The sequence below is a fragment of the Abiotrophia defectiva ATCC 49176 genome, from assembly GCF_000160075.2.
GTDB classification, from domain to species: domain Bacteria; phylum Bacillota; class Bacilli; order Lactobacillales; family Aerococcaceae; genus Abiotrophia; species Abiotrophia defectiva.
This window is the reverse complement of record NZ_KI535340.1, coordinates 144,601-161,496: the sequence shown is the minus strand read 5'-3', so window position 1 is coordinate 161,496 and position 16,896 is coordinate 144,601. Positions and strand designations below refer to the sequence as shown.

Here is a 16,896-nt window from a genome sequence, read left to right as displayed (position 1 = left end):
GGATTCTGAATGCGAGTGCTTATTCAACGTTGCCGTCGAGGCCAGGTCTCAATTGATGGCCAAGTGGTAGGAGCGATTGACAGAGGTTTTGTCCTCTTAGTCGGTGTGAGTCATGAAGATGGTCCAGAAGATGTGGCCTATTGCGCCCGCAAAATCAGCAAACTGCGTGTCTTTGAAGATGAGCAGGGGCGGATGAATGCCAGTCTAGATAGTTTTCCTGACGGAGCCATTCTATCCATTAGCCAATTTACCCTCTATGGCGATGTCCGTAAGGGCAACCGGCCAAGTTTTACCCAGTCGGCTCGTCCGGAAGTGGCGGAACCACTCTATGAGGCGCTTAACCAGACTCTTAGGAAAGCTGGTTTCAGAGTGGAAACCGGGCGCTTTGGAGCAGACATGCAGGTCTTAATTGAGAATGATGGGCCTGTGACACTAATCATTGACTCTAAGTAATTAAGAAAACTGGGGTACCGCCCCAGTTTTCTTAATAAATATTTATTTCTAGCATAAACAATTTAAGTTAGGGAAACAAAAGATATTGTTAATTACAATGATTAATATGCAAGGACTTATCAGAATAAATATAAGACGTTTTTAGGAAGGGGTGTACTAATATAATGAATCAGATCAAGAATATTCTAGAGTCTTGGAAAGTGGTAGAGCAACTATCTGAAGGCTCTATCAAGTCTACTAACAAAGCATTGAAAGTATTTGATGACGTAAAGGATTATTATGTATATTTTAAACAGTTTTTAGATAAAGAAAATCAGAAAGAAAAACTAGATGATACCAAGGTAAAAGATACAGGAATAGTACTTTATTTAAACATATTTGATTTTCAGGAAGTTGTTGATATAATCAAACAAAACTTAGATATTACTGATTCAGATGAAGAAATAATCTCTACAGAAAAGTTCTCTTTTGCAGTATATTTCAATTACGATTTACAGCATATAGACAAATATTTCTTTTACAGTATAAGTGGTTATGTAAGAAATCATAAGCGGCTTCCTGAAAATATGATTGAGGAAGAGGACACTATACGAAATATCATCAGCGAATACTTTGAAGTTTATGACTTTAATAATGCTTTTAAAAATATGGTTCGTCGTTTTGGGATTTGTTTGAAGAATTCGAGATTTCAGTACTTAAAAGACTGCAAAAATGCAAATTCCAATCTCCATTCGTTTTATCTAGATGACTTAAATCTTGCTGATCGCTCAACCTCTTCGAATCTAAGAAGATATCTTCTTGGGTGCGAAGAAAGAACTACCTTAGACACCAAAAATAACTCTAGTAAATCTATAGAAAAAATTGCGGAGATTCTCCAACCTAAACATTATCCGCTAGGACGATTTCCTTCGAATCCGGAATTTGCTTTGTCTCTAATGCAACAAGTAGCAGTTAACCTGATACTAAATGATAAAAATAATATCAGAAGTGTAAATGGGCCACCAGGTACTGGGAAAACTACTTTGCTAAAAGATATCTTTGCGGACATGCTAGTTGAGCAAGCGCGTTTCATTTGCAGTATGTCTAATGTCGGTAAGCGAGATGAGAGTAAATTGATTCCTCTACCTAGTGAAATATCAGATTTGGGCATAATTGTCGCAAGTAGCAATAATGCTGCAGTTCAAAATATTGTTAATGAACTCCCTAAGAAATCAGAAATAGCAAATGATGACTTTCTTGAAAAGCTGCAAATAACAGATTATTTTCAAGACATTGCGACAGAGTTGCTTTCAAAGGATAATAACACGATAAAGTGTTGGGGCCTTATTTCAGCGGAAGCCGGAAAAATGGCAAACAGAAAAAAATTAAAAGAGATATTAGAATCAGTAATAGATAACCTTGAAGATTCATATGGAAATAACCCAGAAGTATATGAAAAATTTAGAACTCACTATTTAAAGCTGAAGAGTGCTCGGGATGAAAAGCAAGGAATATACGAATTGAAAATCAAAAATAAAGAGCTTCAATCAAAATATAATCAAGGTTTGTCAGAGATTAAAACAAATAAAACGCGCAGGGAAGAAATCTATAAGCGGTTTTGTCAGAATATAGATAAGATTCAGAATAAAATTTCTAAGTTGCGTGATCAACAAGGATTATTAGACTCTAAGTTATCTCAGGTAGCTGTTTCTATTGAAATTTACGAAAAAGAACTAGAGTTGACTCAAATGAAGAAACCAGCATTCTTTCTATTGAGAAAAGTATTCGGAGGCGCCGATGTGAAACGATATATAGAGGATATTGCCGTAGCTAAGGAAAAGATTTTATTAGCTACAAAAGATAAGGCCAATATTCTTAAGATGAAACATAAATTGGAGAGGGCAACAGAACTAGAAAAAGCAAAAAAAGCGAAAATCCAAGAGAAATATTCTAAGGATAAATCTGAAAACGAAAAGTTGATAGATCAAAGCGTTGGTCAATCCGAAAAAATTAAGGGAGAAATAGATTCAATTGAATCGCAAATTAAACTTTATCATCAAGAGATCCCTGATTTTTCAAGCGACTACGAAGCACTACAAAAGACTAATTTTTGGTTCGATAAAAATTTTAGATATATGCAAAATGAATTATTTATTTTAGCTTTATCTGTTAGGAAGCAATACTTGTACGAAAACCGCCAAAATCTTAGGGAAGCTCTTAAGGTGTGGAATAATACTGCTAACTATGAGAAGAAAGAAATTATTTCAGCATGGCATTGGATAAATTTTGTAGTACCAGTTATAAGCACGACATTAGCAAGTTTTTCAAGAATGTTTTCAGCTTTTGGTGATGCATCTTTGCCAAATGTATTTATAGATGAGGCAGGACAAGCATTACCCCAAGCTTGTGTAGGAGCAGTGATGAGGTCTAAACGTATTGTGATGGTAGGCGACCCTTCTCAAATCGAACCAGTCGTTACACTAGATTCTGCAGTATTTAGTTTGCTGAAACAAAAGTATACGCTTGACGATAACTATCTTTCATCAAAGGCTTCTGCTCAAACATTATGTGATCGAGCTAGTCAGTATGGTTATGAACGACAATCGGGAGAATGGATTGGAATACCTCTGTGGGTTCATCGGAGATGTAAAGATCCAATGTTCTCAATTTCTAATGCCATTTCCTATGATGGGCTGATGGTTCAAGGAAAATTAGCAAAAGATTCGAACGGCAAAGGGAATTGGATTGATGTAGAAGGTGTTGCTAACGATAAATTCGTTACTGAACAGGTTAATGTCTTAATTGAAGAGATTAGAATGAAAATTAATGAGCATGCTGTTTTGCCTAAAGAAATTTTTGTAATATCACCTTTCAAGAAGGTGGCTACTATGATATCTTCAAGGCTCTCGAAAGAAAATTTAAAGGATATTTCTGTAGGAACTGTACATACATTTCAAGGAAAAGAAGCAAAAGTTGTTTATCTAGTCCTTGGTGCAGATGAAAATAGCAGGGGTGCAGCGTTTTGGGCAGTTGGTACACCAAATATTATGAATGTCGCTGCAACAAGGGCGAAGGAAGAATTTTATATTATAGGCAGTCAGAAATTATATAGCTCATTGGGTAGTAAAGTTGTTAAGGAGACCCTTAAGCAGCTTAATAAAGCGTTTTAAGAATAATGTAGCTGATTTGCAATCTCAATTTAAGGTGATAAGAAGAATGTAAATTCTATTAGCTATGATTTTGTAGAAATAAAAAAGAGCCCTTTAAGGGCTCTTTTATGATGCGGAGAAAGGGATTTGAACCCTCACGTCCTATTGGACACATGCGCCTGAAGCATGCGCGTCTGCCGTTCCGCCATCTCCGCTTAGCACAAAATGTATTATACTACATTTTGCTGAAAAAGGGAATGACAAAGGTCTAAAAGCGTTTAAGTTTTTACTGGACTAGAGGCTAACTCCCATAAAGTCACGAATGATGGGAACTAGACCATCTTGGTCGTTGGAGAGGGTAATATGGTCGGCTGCTTCCTTAAGCAGTGGGGTGGCATTAGCCATAGCAACGCCTAAACCGGCTGTCTCAATCATGGTCAAATCGTTATTCCCATCGCCACAGGCAATGACCTGGTCAAGTGTCAAACCAAGATGTTGGCAGAGGACTTTAATGGCTTGGCCTTTAGAGACTTGGTGGTGAACGAATTCTAAGAAGTAAGGCTTAGAGGTGGTAGCATAGGTTAATTCACCGAAGCGACCTTCAAGTTCAGCATCGGCTGCTGCAACTAAATCTGGGTCACCCACGCCAATGAATTTCATACGGGCTTTAGCTAGTTGAGACAGGTTCGCGATGGCCTCAGGATCATAACGGTCGGGAATACCTGTTAATTGACTTTCAATGTGGCTATAATCATTGGCCTTATCCATGACCACGTAGTCGTCCATATAGGTTAGGACGGTCAGACCCTTAGCTTGAATATATCGGACAATATCATCTTGAGCCTCTGCTTCTAGGCGTTGGCTGAAGAGTTCCTGGCCATCCGCCATGCTGGTGATGGCAGCGCCATTAAAGGAAATGATGTAAGAATCGAAATGGTCTAATTTGAGCTGCTTAGCCGTTTCAATCATAGAAGGGGTTGGTCGGCCGCTGGCTAGCACGACTTTCTTGCCTTGCTCCTGAGCCTTCATCAAGGCCTGGTAGGTGGCATCAGAGATAGTGTTCTCACTGGTCATCAAAGTATCGTCAATATCTAAGACCAGCATTTGATAATCTGTCATAAGTGAACTCCTTAATCGATTTGCTAGATTTATTGTATCGAAAAGCCTAGAAAATGACAACTATCTGCGTTACAATTAATAGGTTAAGGTAAGCGCCAGACAGACCATGTTTAAGGCGTTAAGGAGGCAGGAGAGCAGATGCAAGAATTAGCAATTATCGCCCACCAAGGGGCTGGAGGTGGACAAGGAGGTAAAGTCTTGGAGGAGACCTTGGCAGCCCTGGGTAAGCGCCAGATAGAGCCTAAAGTCCATATTAGCACTTATGCTGGCCACAGTGAGATTTTGGCTCAGCAATTGGCCCAGGAGCCAGTCATTGCGGTTATTGGTGGTGACGGGACTCTGCACGAAGTTGTGGCCAGTCTAGCTGGCCATTCACAGCCACCTGCTATTCTCTACTTGCCGGCGGGACGTGGTAATGATTTTGCTAGAGCCTGGCAGGCTAAGCGAAGCCTAACAGAAGCCTTGGATCAATGGCAGGCAGGTAGCCGGTGTCAGGTACCCATTCTGCGTTTGCAAGATCAAGTCAGTGGACAAATTAGCTATGGCATTAATAGCCTAGGGATAGGTTTTGATGCCATGGTTAATCAGCAATCAAAGGCTTTGAGACTGGGGCGTTTGCTTGCTAAATGGCATTTGGGCAAGTTGTCCTACCTAGTGGCTGTTTTTGCTAGCTTACCTAAATTAGAGGCTTTTGAGGTCAGCCTCAGCCTAGATAATCAGTTGCCTCAATTAGTGTCTGACTGCTACCTCTTCAGTGTCCTCAAGAATCCTTATATGGGTGGGGGCATAAAATTAGATAATCTAGGTCAGGCTAGCAATCCAGAGATTAGTGTCATGGCCTTTCACAGTATCAAGGCACGGCATTTACCAGGCTTGATTTGGCAGGTCTTAGTCAGCCATCAGCAGGACCAATCGCCTCAAGTCAGCCGTTGGACCAGTCAAAAGATTGATTTGGACATTAAACAAGCCATTCTAGGTCAAGTAGACGGAGAGGTCCAGGAGGCAGCGCCACGTCAGCTGACCATTGATTGGTTGACTTATCCATTTATTCTAGCAGAACCTTGACTTTTAGGGCCTTTTAGCCGTATAATGGTAGAGGTATAAGGCTATGTTGAACCCAGCCTCAGAGAGACTTCATATGGTGGAAGAAGTCACGGGTCTCAATGCTCCCTTAGGTCTTACTAGTGGCAACACTAGCGTAGGATTGGCGTTAACAATCATTAAAGATGTAATGAAGCAGATTCGTTATAAGCAAGGTGGTACCGCGGCTTATCGCCCTTGCATGTAATGAATGTGTTTTTTATTTTTATTAGAAAAGGAGTTCATCGTATATGAAACAATTGACGAGTGCGCGAATTCGCCAAATGTATCTTGATTTCTTCGCAGAGAAACAACACCAAATTATTCCAAGTGCCTCTTTGATTCCGGTCAATGACCCAACCCTCTTGTGGATTAACGCCGGTGTGGCCCCTCTTAAAAAATACTTCGACGGGACGGAAGTACCAGACAACCGTCGTTTGGCTAACGTACAAAAATGTATCCGGACCAATGATATTGAGAACGTAGGTTATACTGCCCGCCACCACACGCTCTTCGAAATGTTAGGCAACTGGTCTATCGGCGATTACTTCAAGAAAGAGGTTATTGCTTGGGCTTGGGAATTCTTAACGAGCGAGCGTTGGTTAGGTTTTGAAGCAGACAAACTCTACGCTACCTACTATCCAGAAGACAAGGAAACGCCTGAAATCTGGAAACAACAGCCAGGCTTTATTGCTGACCATTTGGTAGCAGTAGCAGATAACTTCTGGGATATAGGGGCTGGCCCATGTGGTCCGGATACGGAGATTTTCTACGATCGTGGCCAAGAATTTAATAATTTAGCAGCAGACGACCCTGAAAACTACCCAGGTGGTGAAAATGAGCGTTGGTTGGAAATCTGGAACTTAGTCTTCTCTGAGTTTAACCATTTGCCAGATGACACCTATCAACCACTTCCTAACAAGAACGTCGATACCGGGATGGGCTTGGAACGGGTAGTCTCTGTCATTCAAAATGCTAAAACCAACTATGAGACAGATCTCTTTGTGCCAATTATTCAAGCCATTGAAAAAGTCTCTGGTGTAGACTTTGCTTCAGCTGGTGACAAACAAGTCAGCTTCAAGGTCATTGCCGACCACATTCGCGCGGTTTCATTCGCGATTAGTGATGGGGCATTGCCTTCCAATGAAGGGCGTGGCTATATCCTACGTCGTCTCATTCGTCGTAGTGTCATGCATGGCCGAAAATTGGGGATTAGCCGTAGCTTCTTAAGTGAATTAGTCCCTGTTATTGCGGACATTATGGGGGCTTATTATCAAGAATTGACGGAACAATTAGCCTTCGTTCAAAAGGTCATCTTAAATGAAGAAGAGCGATTCCACGAGACCATTGAAGGTGGGGAAGCTCACCTGAATGATTTGATGGCTAACCTCAAGGCTGAGGGCAAAACCGTGGTTCCGGGCGCCCAAGCCTTCCAACTCTATGATACCTTTGGTTTCCCGTTAGAGTTAACGGTTGAATTGGCTGATAGCCAAGGCTTCTCAGTTGATCAAGAAGGTTTTGAGACAGAAATGGAAGCCCAACGTCAACGGGCTCGTGCAGCTCGTTCTAAGGAAGAGAGCATGCAAGTCCAAAGCGACCTCTTACAAAACATTACTGATGCCTTTGATTTCGTGGGTTACGAAACGCTTGTCACAAACGCGACTATCAAGGCCATTGTGCTAGATGAAGCCAAGGTAGATCAGTTACCAGCTCATCAAGAGGGTTGGGTCTTCTTCAACCGTAGTCCTTTCTATGCAGAAATGGGGGGGCAAGTAGCGGACTCTGGGATCATCCTAGATGGCGATCAAGAAGTAGGCCAAGTCTTAGATGTTAAGAAAGCACCTCAAGGTCAGTTTATGCACCGCATCAAAACAGGGGAGATGCCATTGACTGTCGGTCAATCTTATACCTTGGAAGTGGACCGGGCAGTGCGTCTTAAGACCAACCAAAACCATACTGCAACCCACCTCTTGCACCGCGCCTTGAAGGTTGTTTTGGGCAGCCATGCCAACCAAGCGGGGTCTTACGTTGGGCCAGATCGTTTACGCTTTGACTTCTCACACTTTGGTAAAGTGACACCTGAGGAACTCAAGCAGATTGAAGCCTTCGTCAACCAATGGATCGCCAACTCTGCTAATGTTGATATCGCTGAAATGTCCATTGAAGATGCCAAAGCAACGGGTGCTATGGCTCTCTTTGGGGAAAAATATGGTGATGTTGTACGGGTTGTGAATATTGCAGGCGAATCTATCGAGTTGTGTGGTGGGACCCATGTGAACAACACTAATGAGATTGGCACCTTCAAACTCCTAGCTGAGTCTGGGATTGGGGCCGGGATTCGTCGGATTGAAGCCTTGACTGGTCAAGCTGCTGTTGCGGATTATCAGGCTCAAGCTGAACTCCTACAAGAAGTGCAAAATCATCTCAAAGTGGCTCAAGCTAGCCAACTCTTACCACGATTAGAGCAATTGCAAGAAGAACTCCGTCAAGCGCAAGCTCAAGTGGAGTCGCTCAACGCAAAATTACTGCAAGCTGAAGCAGGACAAGTCTTCCAAGATGTTCAAAGTGTTGGGGATGTGACTTATGTAGCCATTAACTTAGGCAATCAATCTGTTGATGGGATGCGTCAAATGGCTGACATCTGGAAGAAAGAAGCACCATCTAATATCTTGGTCTTAGTTGCTAGCCAAGAGGAAAAAGTTAGTCTCATGGTCCAAGTGGATGAGCAAGGCTTGGCTGCTGGTCTTAAGGCTGGTAACCTCATCAAACCATTAGCGGCAATTGTCGGCGGTGGCGGTGGCGGTAAGCCACAAATGGCTCAAGCCGGTGGTAAGAAACCAGAAGCGATTCCAGAATTATTGGCGCAAGTCAGCGCAGTAATTAACGAACAATTATAGGCTTTTTTGCCGGAATTGTTGCAAAAAGGTTCCAATCTTGTACAGAGTCATGTACAATAAGATTAAACGAGAGGATTGGTGATAGTATGCAATCATTAGATGAAACCATCTTATTTAGCTTAGATGATCTCAATAAACAGACCATTCGCGAAGTACTAGAGATTGTATTTAGCGCCCTAGAAGAAAAAGGGTATGATGCAACCAACCAGATTGTGGGTTATCTCTTGTCAGGAGATCCAGCCTACATTCCACGCCATCGTGACGCCAGAAACTTAATTCGCCGTTATGAGCGCGATGAGATTGTGGAAGCCTTAGTCCGCTACTACGTTAAAGGAAATCGTTAAACCATGTATAAACGTATTATGGGCTTGGACGTAGGATCCAAGACAGTAGGAGTGGCAGTGAGCGACTTAATGGGCTGGACTGCTCAAGGACTTGAGACCATTCGTATTGACGAGGCAGCGGGGGACTTAGGTTATGACCGCCTGCTAGAACTAGTTGATCAGCACCAGGTTAAGGAGCTTGTTATTGGCTTGCCCAAGAATATGAATAATAGTCTGGGACCAAGAGCAGAAGCCTCAATGGCCTATGGAGAGGGAATTAGTAAGTTAAGACCTGAATTGACTATCCACTATCAGGATGAGCGCTTAACCACTTCGCAAGCAGAACGTATGCTTGTCACAGAAGGAAATGTTAGCCGCAAGAAACGCAAGCAAGTTATTGATAAGCTAGCTGCGGTCATTATCCTACAGAATTATTTAGACCGAATTAATTAAGGAAGGGGGCATAGCTATGCCACACGAACACGACCACCATCACGATCATGATCATCATCATGAACACGACCACCACGAACACATTACCATTGTGGATGAGAACGGCAATGAGGCCTTATATGAAATTCTCTTTACCTTCGAATCTGAAGATTATGGTAAGAACTACGTCATTCTCTACCCAGCGGGTGCTATTGACGATGAGGACGTAGAGCTTCAAGCTTACTCATTTACGGAAGGCGAGGACGGACAGTCTGGTGAATTATTGCCAATCGAAGATGAGAAAGAATGGGATATGGTTGAGGAAGTCCTCAATACCTTCTTAGACGAAGAAGGCAATTTCTAAGCTAGTAAAAAGGGAGTCTATTGACTCCCTTTTTTATGCCCAAAATTATTATGGTTAAGGATAAAAATAAGAGGGCTAGGAGTGATCCTAGCCCTCTTGAAAATGAAATATTAGTTATTCCATTCGAGTGGACGAGAGTTTAATTCTTCAATCAAAGCTTCGTGTGAAGCTGCTGCATCATACTCGTCGTCTTGTGCTGGTAATGGTTGGAAACCATCGTTTGCTGCACCACCATCAGCTGATTCGTTGATGGTAATCTTCCAGTAGTAGGTGCTGTCTGCTTTTTGTAATAAGGAAACAGAACCAGAAACTGCACGTGAGCTTAATAAGGTTTGAGCGTGTGCATTACCTAAGAATTTGTTTACAACGTCAGAAGGAGACGCAGTTGCACGAGCTACCATACCGCTAGAATCCCAGTTCTTTAAGAGACCTTTGAGGGCTTCTTGACCAGCTGAGTAGCTTGCATCGTCCCAAGTCAAGGCAGGTAAGCCTTTAGAGGTACGAGCTTGGTTGATTAAGGCAAAGGCTTCTTTAGCCTTGGCCATGTCTTCGTAACCGTACTCAGAATTTTCGTCTTGTGCAATACCTTCTACTTCGTAGACGTAGTTGACATAGCCCCATTCGTATTCTTCTTTACCGGTGCTAGTAATCTTAGCTTCTAAGATGTAACGACCACCCCAAGCGCCTGCAGCGTTACCTTTGAGTTTGTCTTCATCTTCAACAGAGTAGGTTACTTTTAAGTCGTAACCATAGTTGTCTTTGAAGACGTGGTTAACTTTAGATAAAACATACTTCTTGAATTCTTCAGTGTTGCTGAATGGAAGAGGATCGCCTGCTTTACCTTTACCTACAATGATATCAGAGTAGAGTTTAGGAGAGACAGTTTCATCGTAAGTGTAGCCGTACTCGTCACTGTTGTTTGGATTTTCGTGAACGCCTGATTCAAAACCTGGGTCGCCTGGCCAGTATGCCTCACCGTGAAGGAACCATCTGCCTTTTTCCCATGTCCACCAGTAAATGTCTTTACCTTTTGCGTCTTTTTCAACGAAGTAGTGCTTACCATTGTTGTAACGGTAACGTGAATCGTTGTAGACTTTAGGGTTATTAGGTGTACCTGGAGGGTAAACAGCAGTTCTTACACGAGCATAACCTTCAGCTGGAATAGGGTATTCGCTACCACTCCATACAGAAGAGATATCTGTAGATTCGCTAGTTGAAGTTGGATCTGGATAAGATAATTGGCTGCTTGAAGAGCTTTCTGAGCTGCTTGAGCTGTTCAAGTGATCAAAGTCAAAGTCGCTGTGTGATTCAACAGAAGAAGATTCTTCAAGACCTGGGAAGATGTTTTCCGCTGATGATGAAGAAGATGCTTCAGATGAAACAGAAGAAGATTCTGATGAAGATTCAGAAGATACTTCAGATGCTACAGAAGAAGATTCTGATGAAGACTCAGAAGATACTTCAGATACAACAGAAGAAGATTCAGAAGAAGACTCAGAAGATGCTTCAGATGAAACAGAAGAAGATTCAGAAGAAGATTCTGATGAAGAGTTATCTTCCTCTTCTAAAGGTACCCATTGGTTGTTTTCCCATACCAGGTACTTGTTGTCGCCAGTCAATTTGTAGTAGCGACCGTTGTAGTAGAAGTAGTCATTAGAGGTAGACTCTTCAACGTAACGTACCCATTGGCCATTGCTATAGTAGTATTTTACGTTGTTACGGTCAGTATACCAGTAACGACCATTAGAATAAGTAATACGACGAGTCGTGTTGTTGTAGTTGTAGTTATAGCCGTAGTTATAGCCGTAGTCATAGTAGTAGTTATTGTAGCCATTACCGTAGTTATAGCCATAGTAATAGTTGTTATAACCATTGTTGTAGTTATTGTAACCATAGTTCCAATAGTTGTTGCGAGAATTACTGTAGTTGTTGTAGCCGTAGTTCCAGTAATTGTTGCGAGTATTGTAACGAGTGTTATAGCTACGAGAGCTGTTGTAGCTATTGTAGTTGTTCCGCGAACGAGCCGCAGAAACATCTGAGTTAGTAGCAGTGGCTGTTAACAAAGCTGCAGCCGCTAACCCAAAAAGAAGTTTTTTCTTCATAGGTAGTTTTCCCCTCTCAATATAGAGTTTATTTTAGATGTTGGTCGTCCTGCCGAGAAAACCAAAGCCATTGAACGCCCCTAACATTTTTGTGTCCAATGTTTCAGTTTCAATACGGATTTCCAACACTGTAGACGATTATAGCAAAAATAAAATTCAAAGGCAAATATAGTTTGATGAAAATTTTAAATTTAGAATTAGAAATTGGTTAATAAAAACAAAAACCCTATAGTATCAATAAGGAAGAGTTTGATAAAAAAACGAAATATACGAAAGTTGCTAACTTTATTATACATCAAAAATCTCGAATGCGAGGTATTACTTTATTGAACTATGAAATATTTTGATATTCAAACTATTCTATTGACCTCTTCCTTGTCTATCCTTGGTTTACAAATAAAAGGAAGTAGCTTAACCGACTTGTAAAGGGATAATAATGGCTATTTAACAGAAAAATTGATATAATGCATAGGATATATTGAATCTATCACATAGCGAAGGAGGTTCCTCAGTGAAAGTAGATTGGGACAAAGTCAAACAAGATGCGGAACTTAAGGAAGATCATCAGGTAAAAGAAGAATTGATGACCCAACGCATCGTCAAATACATTATCTTAGGATTAGTTGCCTTGGCCTTAGTTGTAGGTTTAGGTTGCTTCTGGTACTATAACGATTCCCTAAAGGCAGTTAACAACCAAAAGACAGAGGCTGTGCAAGTAACGATTCCGATTGGTTCTAGCAGTAAGGACATTGCGCGCTTACTTAAGTCTCAGGGCTTAATTAAGAATGCCGATATCTTTAGCTTCTATATGAAGGCCAAAAGTGTCAATGGTCTCCAAGCTGGTCACTATGACTTAAGTCCTTCCATGGATGCCGATACCATTATTGCAACCCTTCAAAAGGGTGGTAAACCGATCGAAGTCGATGTGGATACCAAACTAACCGTTGTTGAAGGTATGCAACTGGAACAAATTGCCCAAATGGTGGAAGAAAACACCCCAATTAAGGCAGCTGATTTCTTAGCAACTGCTAATGATGCTAGCTTCATCGAAGAGTTAAAATCTCAATATCCGAGCTTAATTTCAGGTTTGGATGGGGTAGAAGGGCTCAAATATAAGTTAGAAGGTTACCTCTATCCGGCAACCTATGACTATATCGCTGGTACCAATGTTAAAGACCTGATTAAACAAATGGTGGGTAAGATGAACCTTGAATACCAAAAACTCAAGGAAGATATGGGCAATACTAGCTTAAGTTTCCATCAAATCTTGACCTTAGCTTCTATCATAGAGAAGGAAGGGGTCACAGATGAAGATCGCAAGCTCATCTCTGGTGTCTTCTATAACCGTATGAACAACGATATGCCACTGCAATCCGATATTACCGTCCTCTATGCCTTAGGTGAACACAAGGAACTGGTGACCATTAAGGATACTGAAGTGGACTCACCATACAACCTGTATAAGCATACGGGCTTAGGACCAGGGCCCTACAATAGCCCAAGTCTCAGTGCCATTCAGGCTGCCATTTATCCAACAGCCTCAGACTACTTCTACTTTGTAGCGGATATCGAGACCGGGAATGTCTACTATGCGACAACCTTGGAAGAACATGAAGCCCTAGTTGCTAAGTATGTCAATAAGAATAGCGGTCAAGAATCAAGCCTATCATCAAGCGAAACAGAATAAGAATAGAATGAGGGGAAAATAGTATGTCAAATCGTCCGATTGTAATTGGCGTAACCGGGGGGTCCGGGAGTGGAAAATCCAGTGTTAGTATGAAACTCATGGAGATTTTCGCCGATTTATCTGTCATGATGCTCCAACATGACTTCTACTATAAGGACCAATCGCACCTACCTTTTGAAGAAAGACTTAAAACCAACTATGACCATCCATTGGCTTTCGACACGGATTTATTCGTGGCCGATCTCAATCGACTTTTAGCAGGGGAAGCCATTGATAAACCGGTTTATGACTTTGCCAACCACACGCGTAGCAGTGAAGTCATTCATCAAGAATCTAAGGATGTCATTATCGTGGAAGGAATCCTCATTCTGGAAGATCCGCGCCTGCGCGACTTGATGGATATTAAGGTCTATGTTGATACCGATGACGATATTCGTTTGGCCCGCCGGATTCTCCGCGATATTAAAGAGCGTGGCCGTTCAGTAGAATCGGTTATTAACCAATATGTGGACGTGGTTAAGCCAATGCACCACCAATTTATTGAGCCAACCAAGCGTTACGCCGATATTATTGTCCCAGAAGGGGGCTATAACCAAGTGGCGATTGATCTTTTAGCCACCAAGATTCATTCTATCCTACAAGGCAAGGCTCTCGAAGCCAAACAAGAAGCCTAAGCAAAAGATGCTCTATGAATTTTTATGCCTAACTATCAAATTATGATTGCTAAATGACCAAGATAGTGTTATATTATTTCTGTTCTGACAGAGGCAAGACCGAGTGAGTTGGCGTAAGGCCAATTCGCTCGTGTTATTTTGTTTCTCATGGGGGGACGAGAAGCATCTATCCATTAAAAATAAGGAGTTAAGACGTATATGGAAGAAAAAGTATACCCAATGACCCTGGAAGGGAAAGCCAAATTAGAGGCTGAATTGGAAGATTTAAAAGTTAATAAACGTAAGGAGATTATCGAGCGTATTAAGATTGCCCGTTCATACGGTGACTTATCTGAAAACTCAGAGTACGATGCAGCTAAGGACGAACAAGCCTTCGTTGAAGGCCGCATCTCTGTCATTGAAAAAATGATTCGTTTTGCGCAAATCATTGATGATCGTGATGTGGCAGATGATGTAGTAACCTTAGGTCGTACGGTAAGCTTCATTGAATTGCCAGGTAGTGACGAAGAGTCGTATACCATTGTGGGTTCTGCTGAAGCAGATCCATTAGAAGCCAAAATCTCTAATGATTCACCAATTGCTAAGGCAATTATTGGTAAAAAATTAGGGGATGTCGTAACAGTGGAAACTCCAGGCGGTTCCTTCGATTTGAAGATTACCAAAATTGAGAAAAATTAACTTGCTTAGAGGCTAGTATGAGATGCTAGCCTCTTTTCTTTATGCCGAATTATGGAGCAGCTTTTCCTAGGTGATGGGGGTTAAGGGTTTTCCTATGGCTTAAAATTGTTTATAATAAGAAGCGTAAGCTAAGAAAGGAGGACGGACAGATGATAGCTTTTTTAAAGCGCCATATTTTCCAGATTTTGGCTTTGGCTGGGACAGCCTTGGTCTTTGAACTCATGGGGCGGGGCGTCACCTTTCTCTTGTTTTTAGGCAGCCTAGTCTTGCTAGTCGCCAGTGTCTACATCCCAATCGGAATTTTCAGGGGCATGATCCTGGTTTTGGCCTTGACGAGTTTCTTCGTAGCCATTTTTATGACTCAGTCTATCTGGCTAGTGCTCTTGGTCTTGGTGCTCTTTTATTGGCTCTTCCGGGGACCTAACGGCAATGAGTTCCTAGTTTGGGGAGAGTCACTACTCCATCCCTTCGGTGGTTCCAAGGAAGCCTATCATGGGGTTAAGTTAATTCAACCTCAGAGCGGCCAGCGGACCCTAATCAAGCGTGAATCCCTGATTGCCTCTATGGAATCTAAAACCAACTATTATGAATGGGATGATATCAATATTGTCTTCTTAGGGGGGAGCTCCATTGTCGACTTGGGCAATACCCTCCTACCACCGGAACAATCGACCATTGTCATTCGTAAATTATTTGGCCGTACGCGGCTGATTATTCCGCGTGATGTAGGTTTCCGGCTCAATATCTCAGCTGTATCAGGTGCGGTGGTCTTCGAGAACCAAAGCTATTCCTTAGTAGGGGAAAACTTTCGTTGGGAGACTGCGGGATATGCCGCAACGCCACGTCGTCTCAATATCATGATTTCTGTTGGCTTTGGTGAAGTGGAGGTGATTGTGCTATGAACCTACATTTATGGCGCCGTCTCTTCCTCTATCAACTCTTGGTTAATTTGGCCATTACAACCATCATGGTGGGTCTTCAAGTCTACGTCTTCCAGACCTTGAGTTTGGCTAGTCTCTGGGAGTTGACCTGGTTCCAAATTCCATTTTATCTGGTCTTAGTAGGGGCTAACTTCAGTATTGCCTTAGTAGTATCGGGTTTCCTGACCTTCTTCCTCAGTGGCCCTTATGAGGAGCTTCGGGCTAAGATTAATTGGCTTTTGCTAGGAAAATATCAACATCCTATTTTTAAGGATTCTGGCAAGGGGCTGCACGCCTGGTACGATTATAGTGGTGTGGTTTCATCAGATCTCAACCGTATCCGTGACAAGCTGGTCCAGCTGTCTAGAGACCTGCAGGATTTTGCTGCTTCCCCAACCTTCGTAGGGGAAGAAACCAAGGAAGAAATTATCGAGACTGAACGCCATCGGATTGCGCGGGAGCTTCATGATTCGGTTAGTCAGCAGCTCTTTGCAGCCACCATGATGCTTTCAGCTATCAAAGACCAAGAGCAGGTTGAGATTGCAGAACCTATCCGCCAACAAATTATTCGGGTCGATAAAGTTATTTCGACGGCTCAAATTGAGATGCGAGCCCTCTTATTACATTTGAGACCGATTGGATTAGAAGATCGGTCCCTTAAGCAGGGGATTGAACAGTTATTACTTGAGCTCCAGACCAAGATTCCGACGACGATTGTCTGGGACTTGGCCGATGTGCGCTTGGAATCCGGTATTGAGGACCATCTCTTCCGCATTGTACAAGAAGCCATTTCTAATACCTTAAGACACGCTAGAGCTAACCGTCTGGAGGTCTACCTCCAGGTGGATGAGAGCTCGGCTCAGCTCAAAATTGTGGATGACGGCCTAGGCTTTGACATGGATAAGGCTGACAAGGTCGGATCCTATGGTTTGCGTAATATTCGAGAACGGGTGACCAATCTTGGGGGCGAATGTAAGATTCTCAGTATGACAGGTAAGGGGACTGTTTTGGATATCTCCCTGCCTATTAGATTTTAAGG

General features: G+C 42.2%; 14 protein-coding genes and 1 tRNA gene. 12 read left to right on the top strand and 3 right to left on the bottom strand.

All coding sequences use genetic code 11. The features are described 5' to 3' along the window. Positions 1-9 precede the first annotated feature (9 nt). Together dtd and GCWU000182_RS00765 are read left to right on the top strand one after the other, a co-directional pair. Positions 10-453: a D-aminoacyl-tRNA deacylase gene (gene dtd, locus GCWU000182_RS00770; RefSeq protein WP_023390817.1), complete on the top strand. Its 444-nt coding sequence runs from the start codon at positions 10-12 to the stop codon at positions 451-453. Between the two features lie 164 nt (positions 454-617). After that, a complete protein-coding gene (locus tag GCWU000182_RS00765; RefSeq protein WP_023390816.1) occupies positions 618-3,602 on the top strand; it encodes an AAA domain-containing protein in 2,985 nt (994 codons plus the stop codon). 111 nt (positions 3,603-3,713) lie between these two features. On the opposite strand, the gene GCWU000182_RS00760 is transcribed toward GCWU000182_RS00765, so the two are convergent. Beyond that, positions 3,714-3,796: transfer RNA gene (locus tag GCWU000182_RS00760), tRNA-Leu, on the bottom strand. A gap of 79 nt (positions 3,797-3,875) precedes the next feature. Beyond that, positions 3,876-4,700: a Cof-type HAD-IIB family hydrolase gene (locus tag GCWU000182_RS00755; RefSeq protein ID WP_023390815.1), complete on the bottom strand. Its 825-nt coding sequence runs from the start codon at positions 4,698-4,700 to the stop codon at positions 3,876-3,878. 138 nt (positions 4,701-4,838) lie between these two features. Between GCWU000182_RS00755 and GCWU000182_RS00750 the strand changes: the two genes are divergently transcribed. The 5 genes from GCWU000182_RS00750 to GCWU000182_RS00725 all read left to right on the top strand — a co-directional run bounded on the left by GCWU000182_RS00750 (position 4,839) and on the right by GCWU000182_RS00725 (position 9,796). Beyond that, on the top strand, positions 4,839-5,765 hold the full coding sequence (locus GCWU000182_RS00750; RefSeq protein ID WP_023390814.1) for a diacylglycerol/lipid kinase family protein: 927 nt from the start codon (positions 4,839-4,841) through the stop codon (positions 5,763-5,765). 266 nt (positions 5,766-6,031) lie between these two features. Continuing rightward, entirely contained in the window at positions 6,032-8,677 is a 2,646-nt protein-coding gene (gene alaS / locus GCWU000182_RS00740; RefSeq protein WP_023390812.1) for an alanine--tRNA ligase, read from the top strand. A gap of 86 nt (positions 8,678-8,763) precedes the next feature. Beyond that, a complete protein-coding gene (locus GCWU000182_RS00735; RefSeq protein ID WP_023390811.1) occupies positions 8,764-9,021 on the top strand; it encodes an IreB family regulatory phosphoprotein in 258 nt (85 codons plus the stop codon). A gap of 3 nt (positions 9,022-9,024) precedes the next feature. Beyond that, positions 9,025-9,453, top strand: a complete 429-nt coding sequence (gene ruvX, locus GCWU000182_RS00730; RefSeq protein WP_023390810.1) for a Holliday junction resolvase RuvX — start codon at positions 9,025-9,027, stop codon at positions 9,451-9,453. A 16-nt stretch (positions 9,454-9,469) separates the two neighbouring features. Then, positions 9,470-9,796 carry a DUF1292 domain-containing protein gene (locus GCWU000182_RS00725; protein WP_023390809.1) on the top strand — a complete coding sequence of 109 codons (327 nt, stop codon included), beginning with the start codon at positions 9,470-9,472 and terminating at the stop codon, positions 9,794-9,796. 110 nt (positions 9,797-9,906) lie between these two features. On the opposite strand, the gene GCWU000182_RS09530 is transcribed toward GCWU000182_RS00725, so the two are convergent. After that, positions 9,907-11,898: a spore germination YkwD domain-containing protein gene (locus GCWU000182_RS09530; protein WP_051372906.1), complete on the bottom strand. Its 1,992-nt coding sequence runs from the start codon at positions 11,896-11,898 to the stop codon at positions 9,907-9,909. 511 nt (positions 11,899-12,409) lie between these two features. Between GCWU000182_RS09530 and mltG the strand changes: the two genes are divergently transcribed. From mltG to GCWU000182_RS00690, 5 genes are all read left to right on the top strand, one after another. Then, positions 12,410-13,585 carry an endolytic transglycosylase MltG gene (gene mltG / locus GCWU000182_RS00710; RefSeq protein ID WP_023390806.1) on the top strand — a complete coding sequence of 392 codons (1,176 nt, stop codon included), beginning with the start codon at positions 12,410-12,412 and terminating at the stop codon, positions 13,583-13,585. Between the two features lie 23 nt (positions 13,586-13,608). Next, the gene (gene udk / locus GCWU000182_RS00705) at positions 13,609-14,259 is read left to right on the top strand and encodes a uridine kinase (RefSeq protein WP_035363815.1); all 651 of its coding nucleotides are present in this window, start codon (positions 13,609-13,611) and stop codon (positions 14,257-14,259) included. A 198-nt stretch (positions 14,260-14,457) separates the two neighbouring features. After that, a complete protein-coding gene (greA, locus tag GCWU000182_RS00700) occupies positions 14,458-14,937 on the top strand; it encodes a transcription elongation factor GreA (protein WP_023390804.1) in 480 nt (159 codons plus the stop codon). 149 nt (positions 14,938-15,086) lie between these two features. Continuing rightward, entirely contained in the window at positions 15,087-15,839 is a 753-nt protein-coding gene (gene liaF, locus GCWU000182_RS00695) for a cell wall-active antibiotics response protein LiaF (protein ID WP_023390803.1), read from the top strand. Continuing rightward, positions 15,836-16,894 carry a sensor histidine kinase gene (locus tag GCWU000182_RS00690; RefSeq protein WP_023390802.1) on the top strand — a complete coding sequence of 353 codons (1,059 nt, stop codon included), beginning with the start codon at positions 15,836-15,838 and terminating at the stop codon, positions 16,892-16,894. The genes liaF and GCWU000182_RS00690 overlap by 4 nt, the downstream gene beginning before the upstream one ends. Positions 16,895-16,896 lie beyond the last annotated feature (2 nt).

Coding starts and splice junctions, on each gene's coding strand:
- alaS (WP_023390812.1), top strand. CDS start 6,032: ATGAAACAATTGACGAGTGCGCGAATTCGCCAAATGTATCTTGATTTC.
- GCWU000182_RS00750 (WP_023390814.1), top strand. CDS start 4,839: ATGCAAGAATTAGCAATTATCGCCCACCAAGGGGCTGGAGGTGGACAA.
- GCWU000182_RS00755 (WP_023390815.1), bottom strand. CDS start 4,700: ATGACAGATTATCAAATGCTGGTCTTAGATATTGACGATACTTTGATG.
- ruvX (WP_023390810.1), top strand. CDS start 9,025: ATGTATAAACGTATTATGGGCTTGGACGTAGGATCCAAGACAGTAGGA.
- udk (WP_035363815.1), top strand. CDS start 13,609: ATGTCAAATCGTCCGATTGTAATTGGCGTAACCGGGGGGTCCGGGAGT.
- GCWU000182_RS00765 (WP_023390816.1), top strand. CDS start 618: ATGAATCAGATCAAGAATATTCTAGAGTCTTGGAAAGTGGTAGAGCAA.
- liaF (WP_023390803.1), top strand. CDS start 15,087: ATGATAGCTTTTTTAAAGCGCCATATTTTCCAGATTTTGGCTTTGGCT.
- dtd (WP_023390817.1), top strand. CDS start 10: ATGCGAGTGCTTATTCAACGTTGCCGTCGAGGCCAGGTCTCAATTGAT.
- greA (WP_023390804.1), top strand. CDS start 14,458: ATGGAAGAAAAAGTATACCCAATGACCCTGGAAGGGAAAGCCAAATTA.
- GCWU000182_RS00735 (WP_023390811.1), top strand. CDS start 8,764: ATGCAATCATTAGATGAAACCATCTTATTTAGCTTAGATGATCTCAAT.
- GCWU000182_RS00690 (WP_023390802.1), top strand. CDS start 15,836: ATGAACCTACATTTATGGCGCCGTCTCTTCCTCTATCAACTCTTGGTT.
- GCWU000182_RS00725 (WP_023390809.1), top strand. CDS start 9,470: ATGCCACACGAACACGACCACCATCACGATCATGATCATCATCATGAA.
- GCWU000182_RS09530 (WP_051372906.1), bottom strand. CDS start 11,898: ATGAAGAAAAAACTTCTTTTTGGGTTAGCGGCTGCAGCTTTGTTAACA.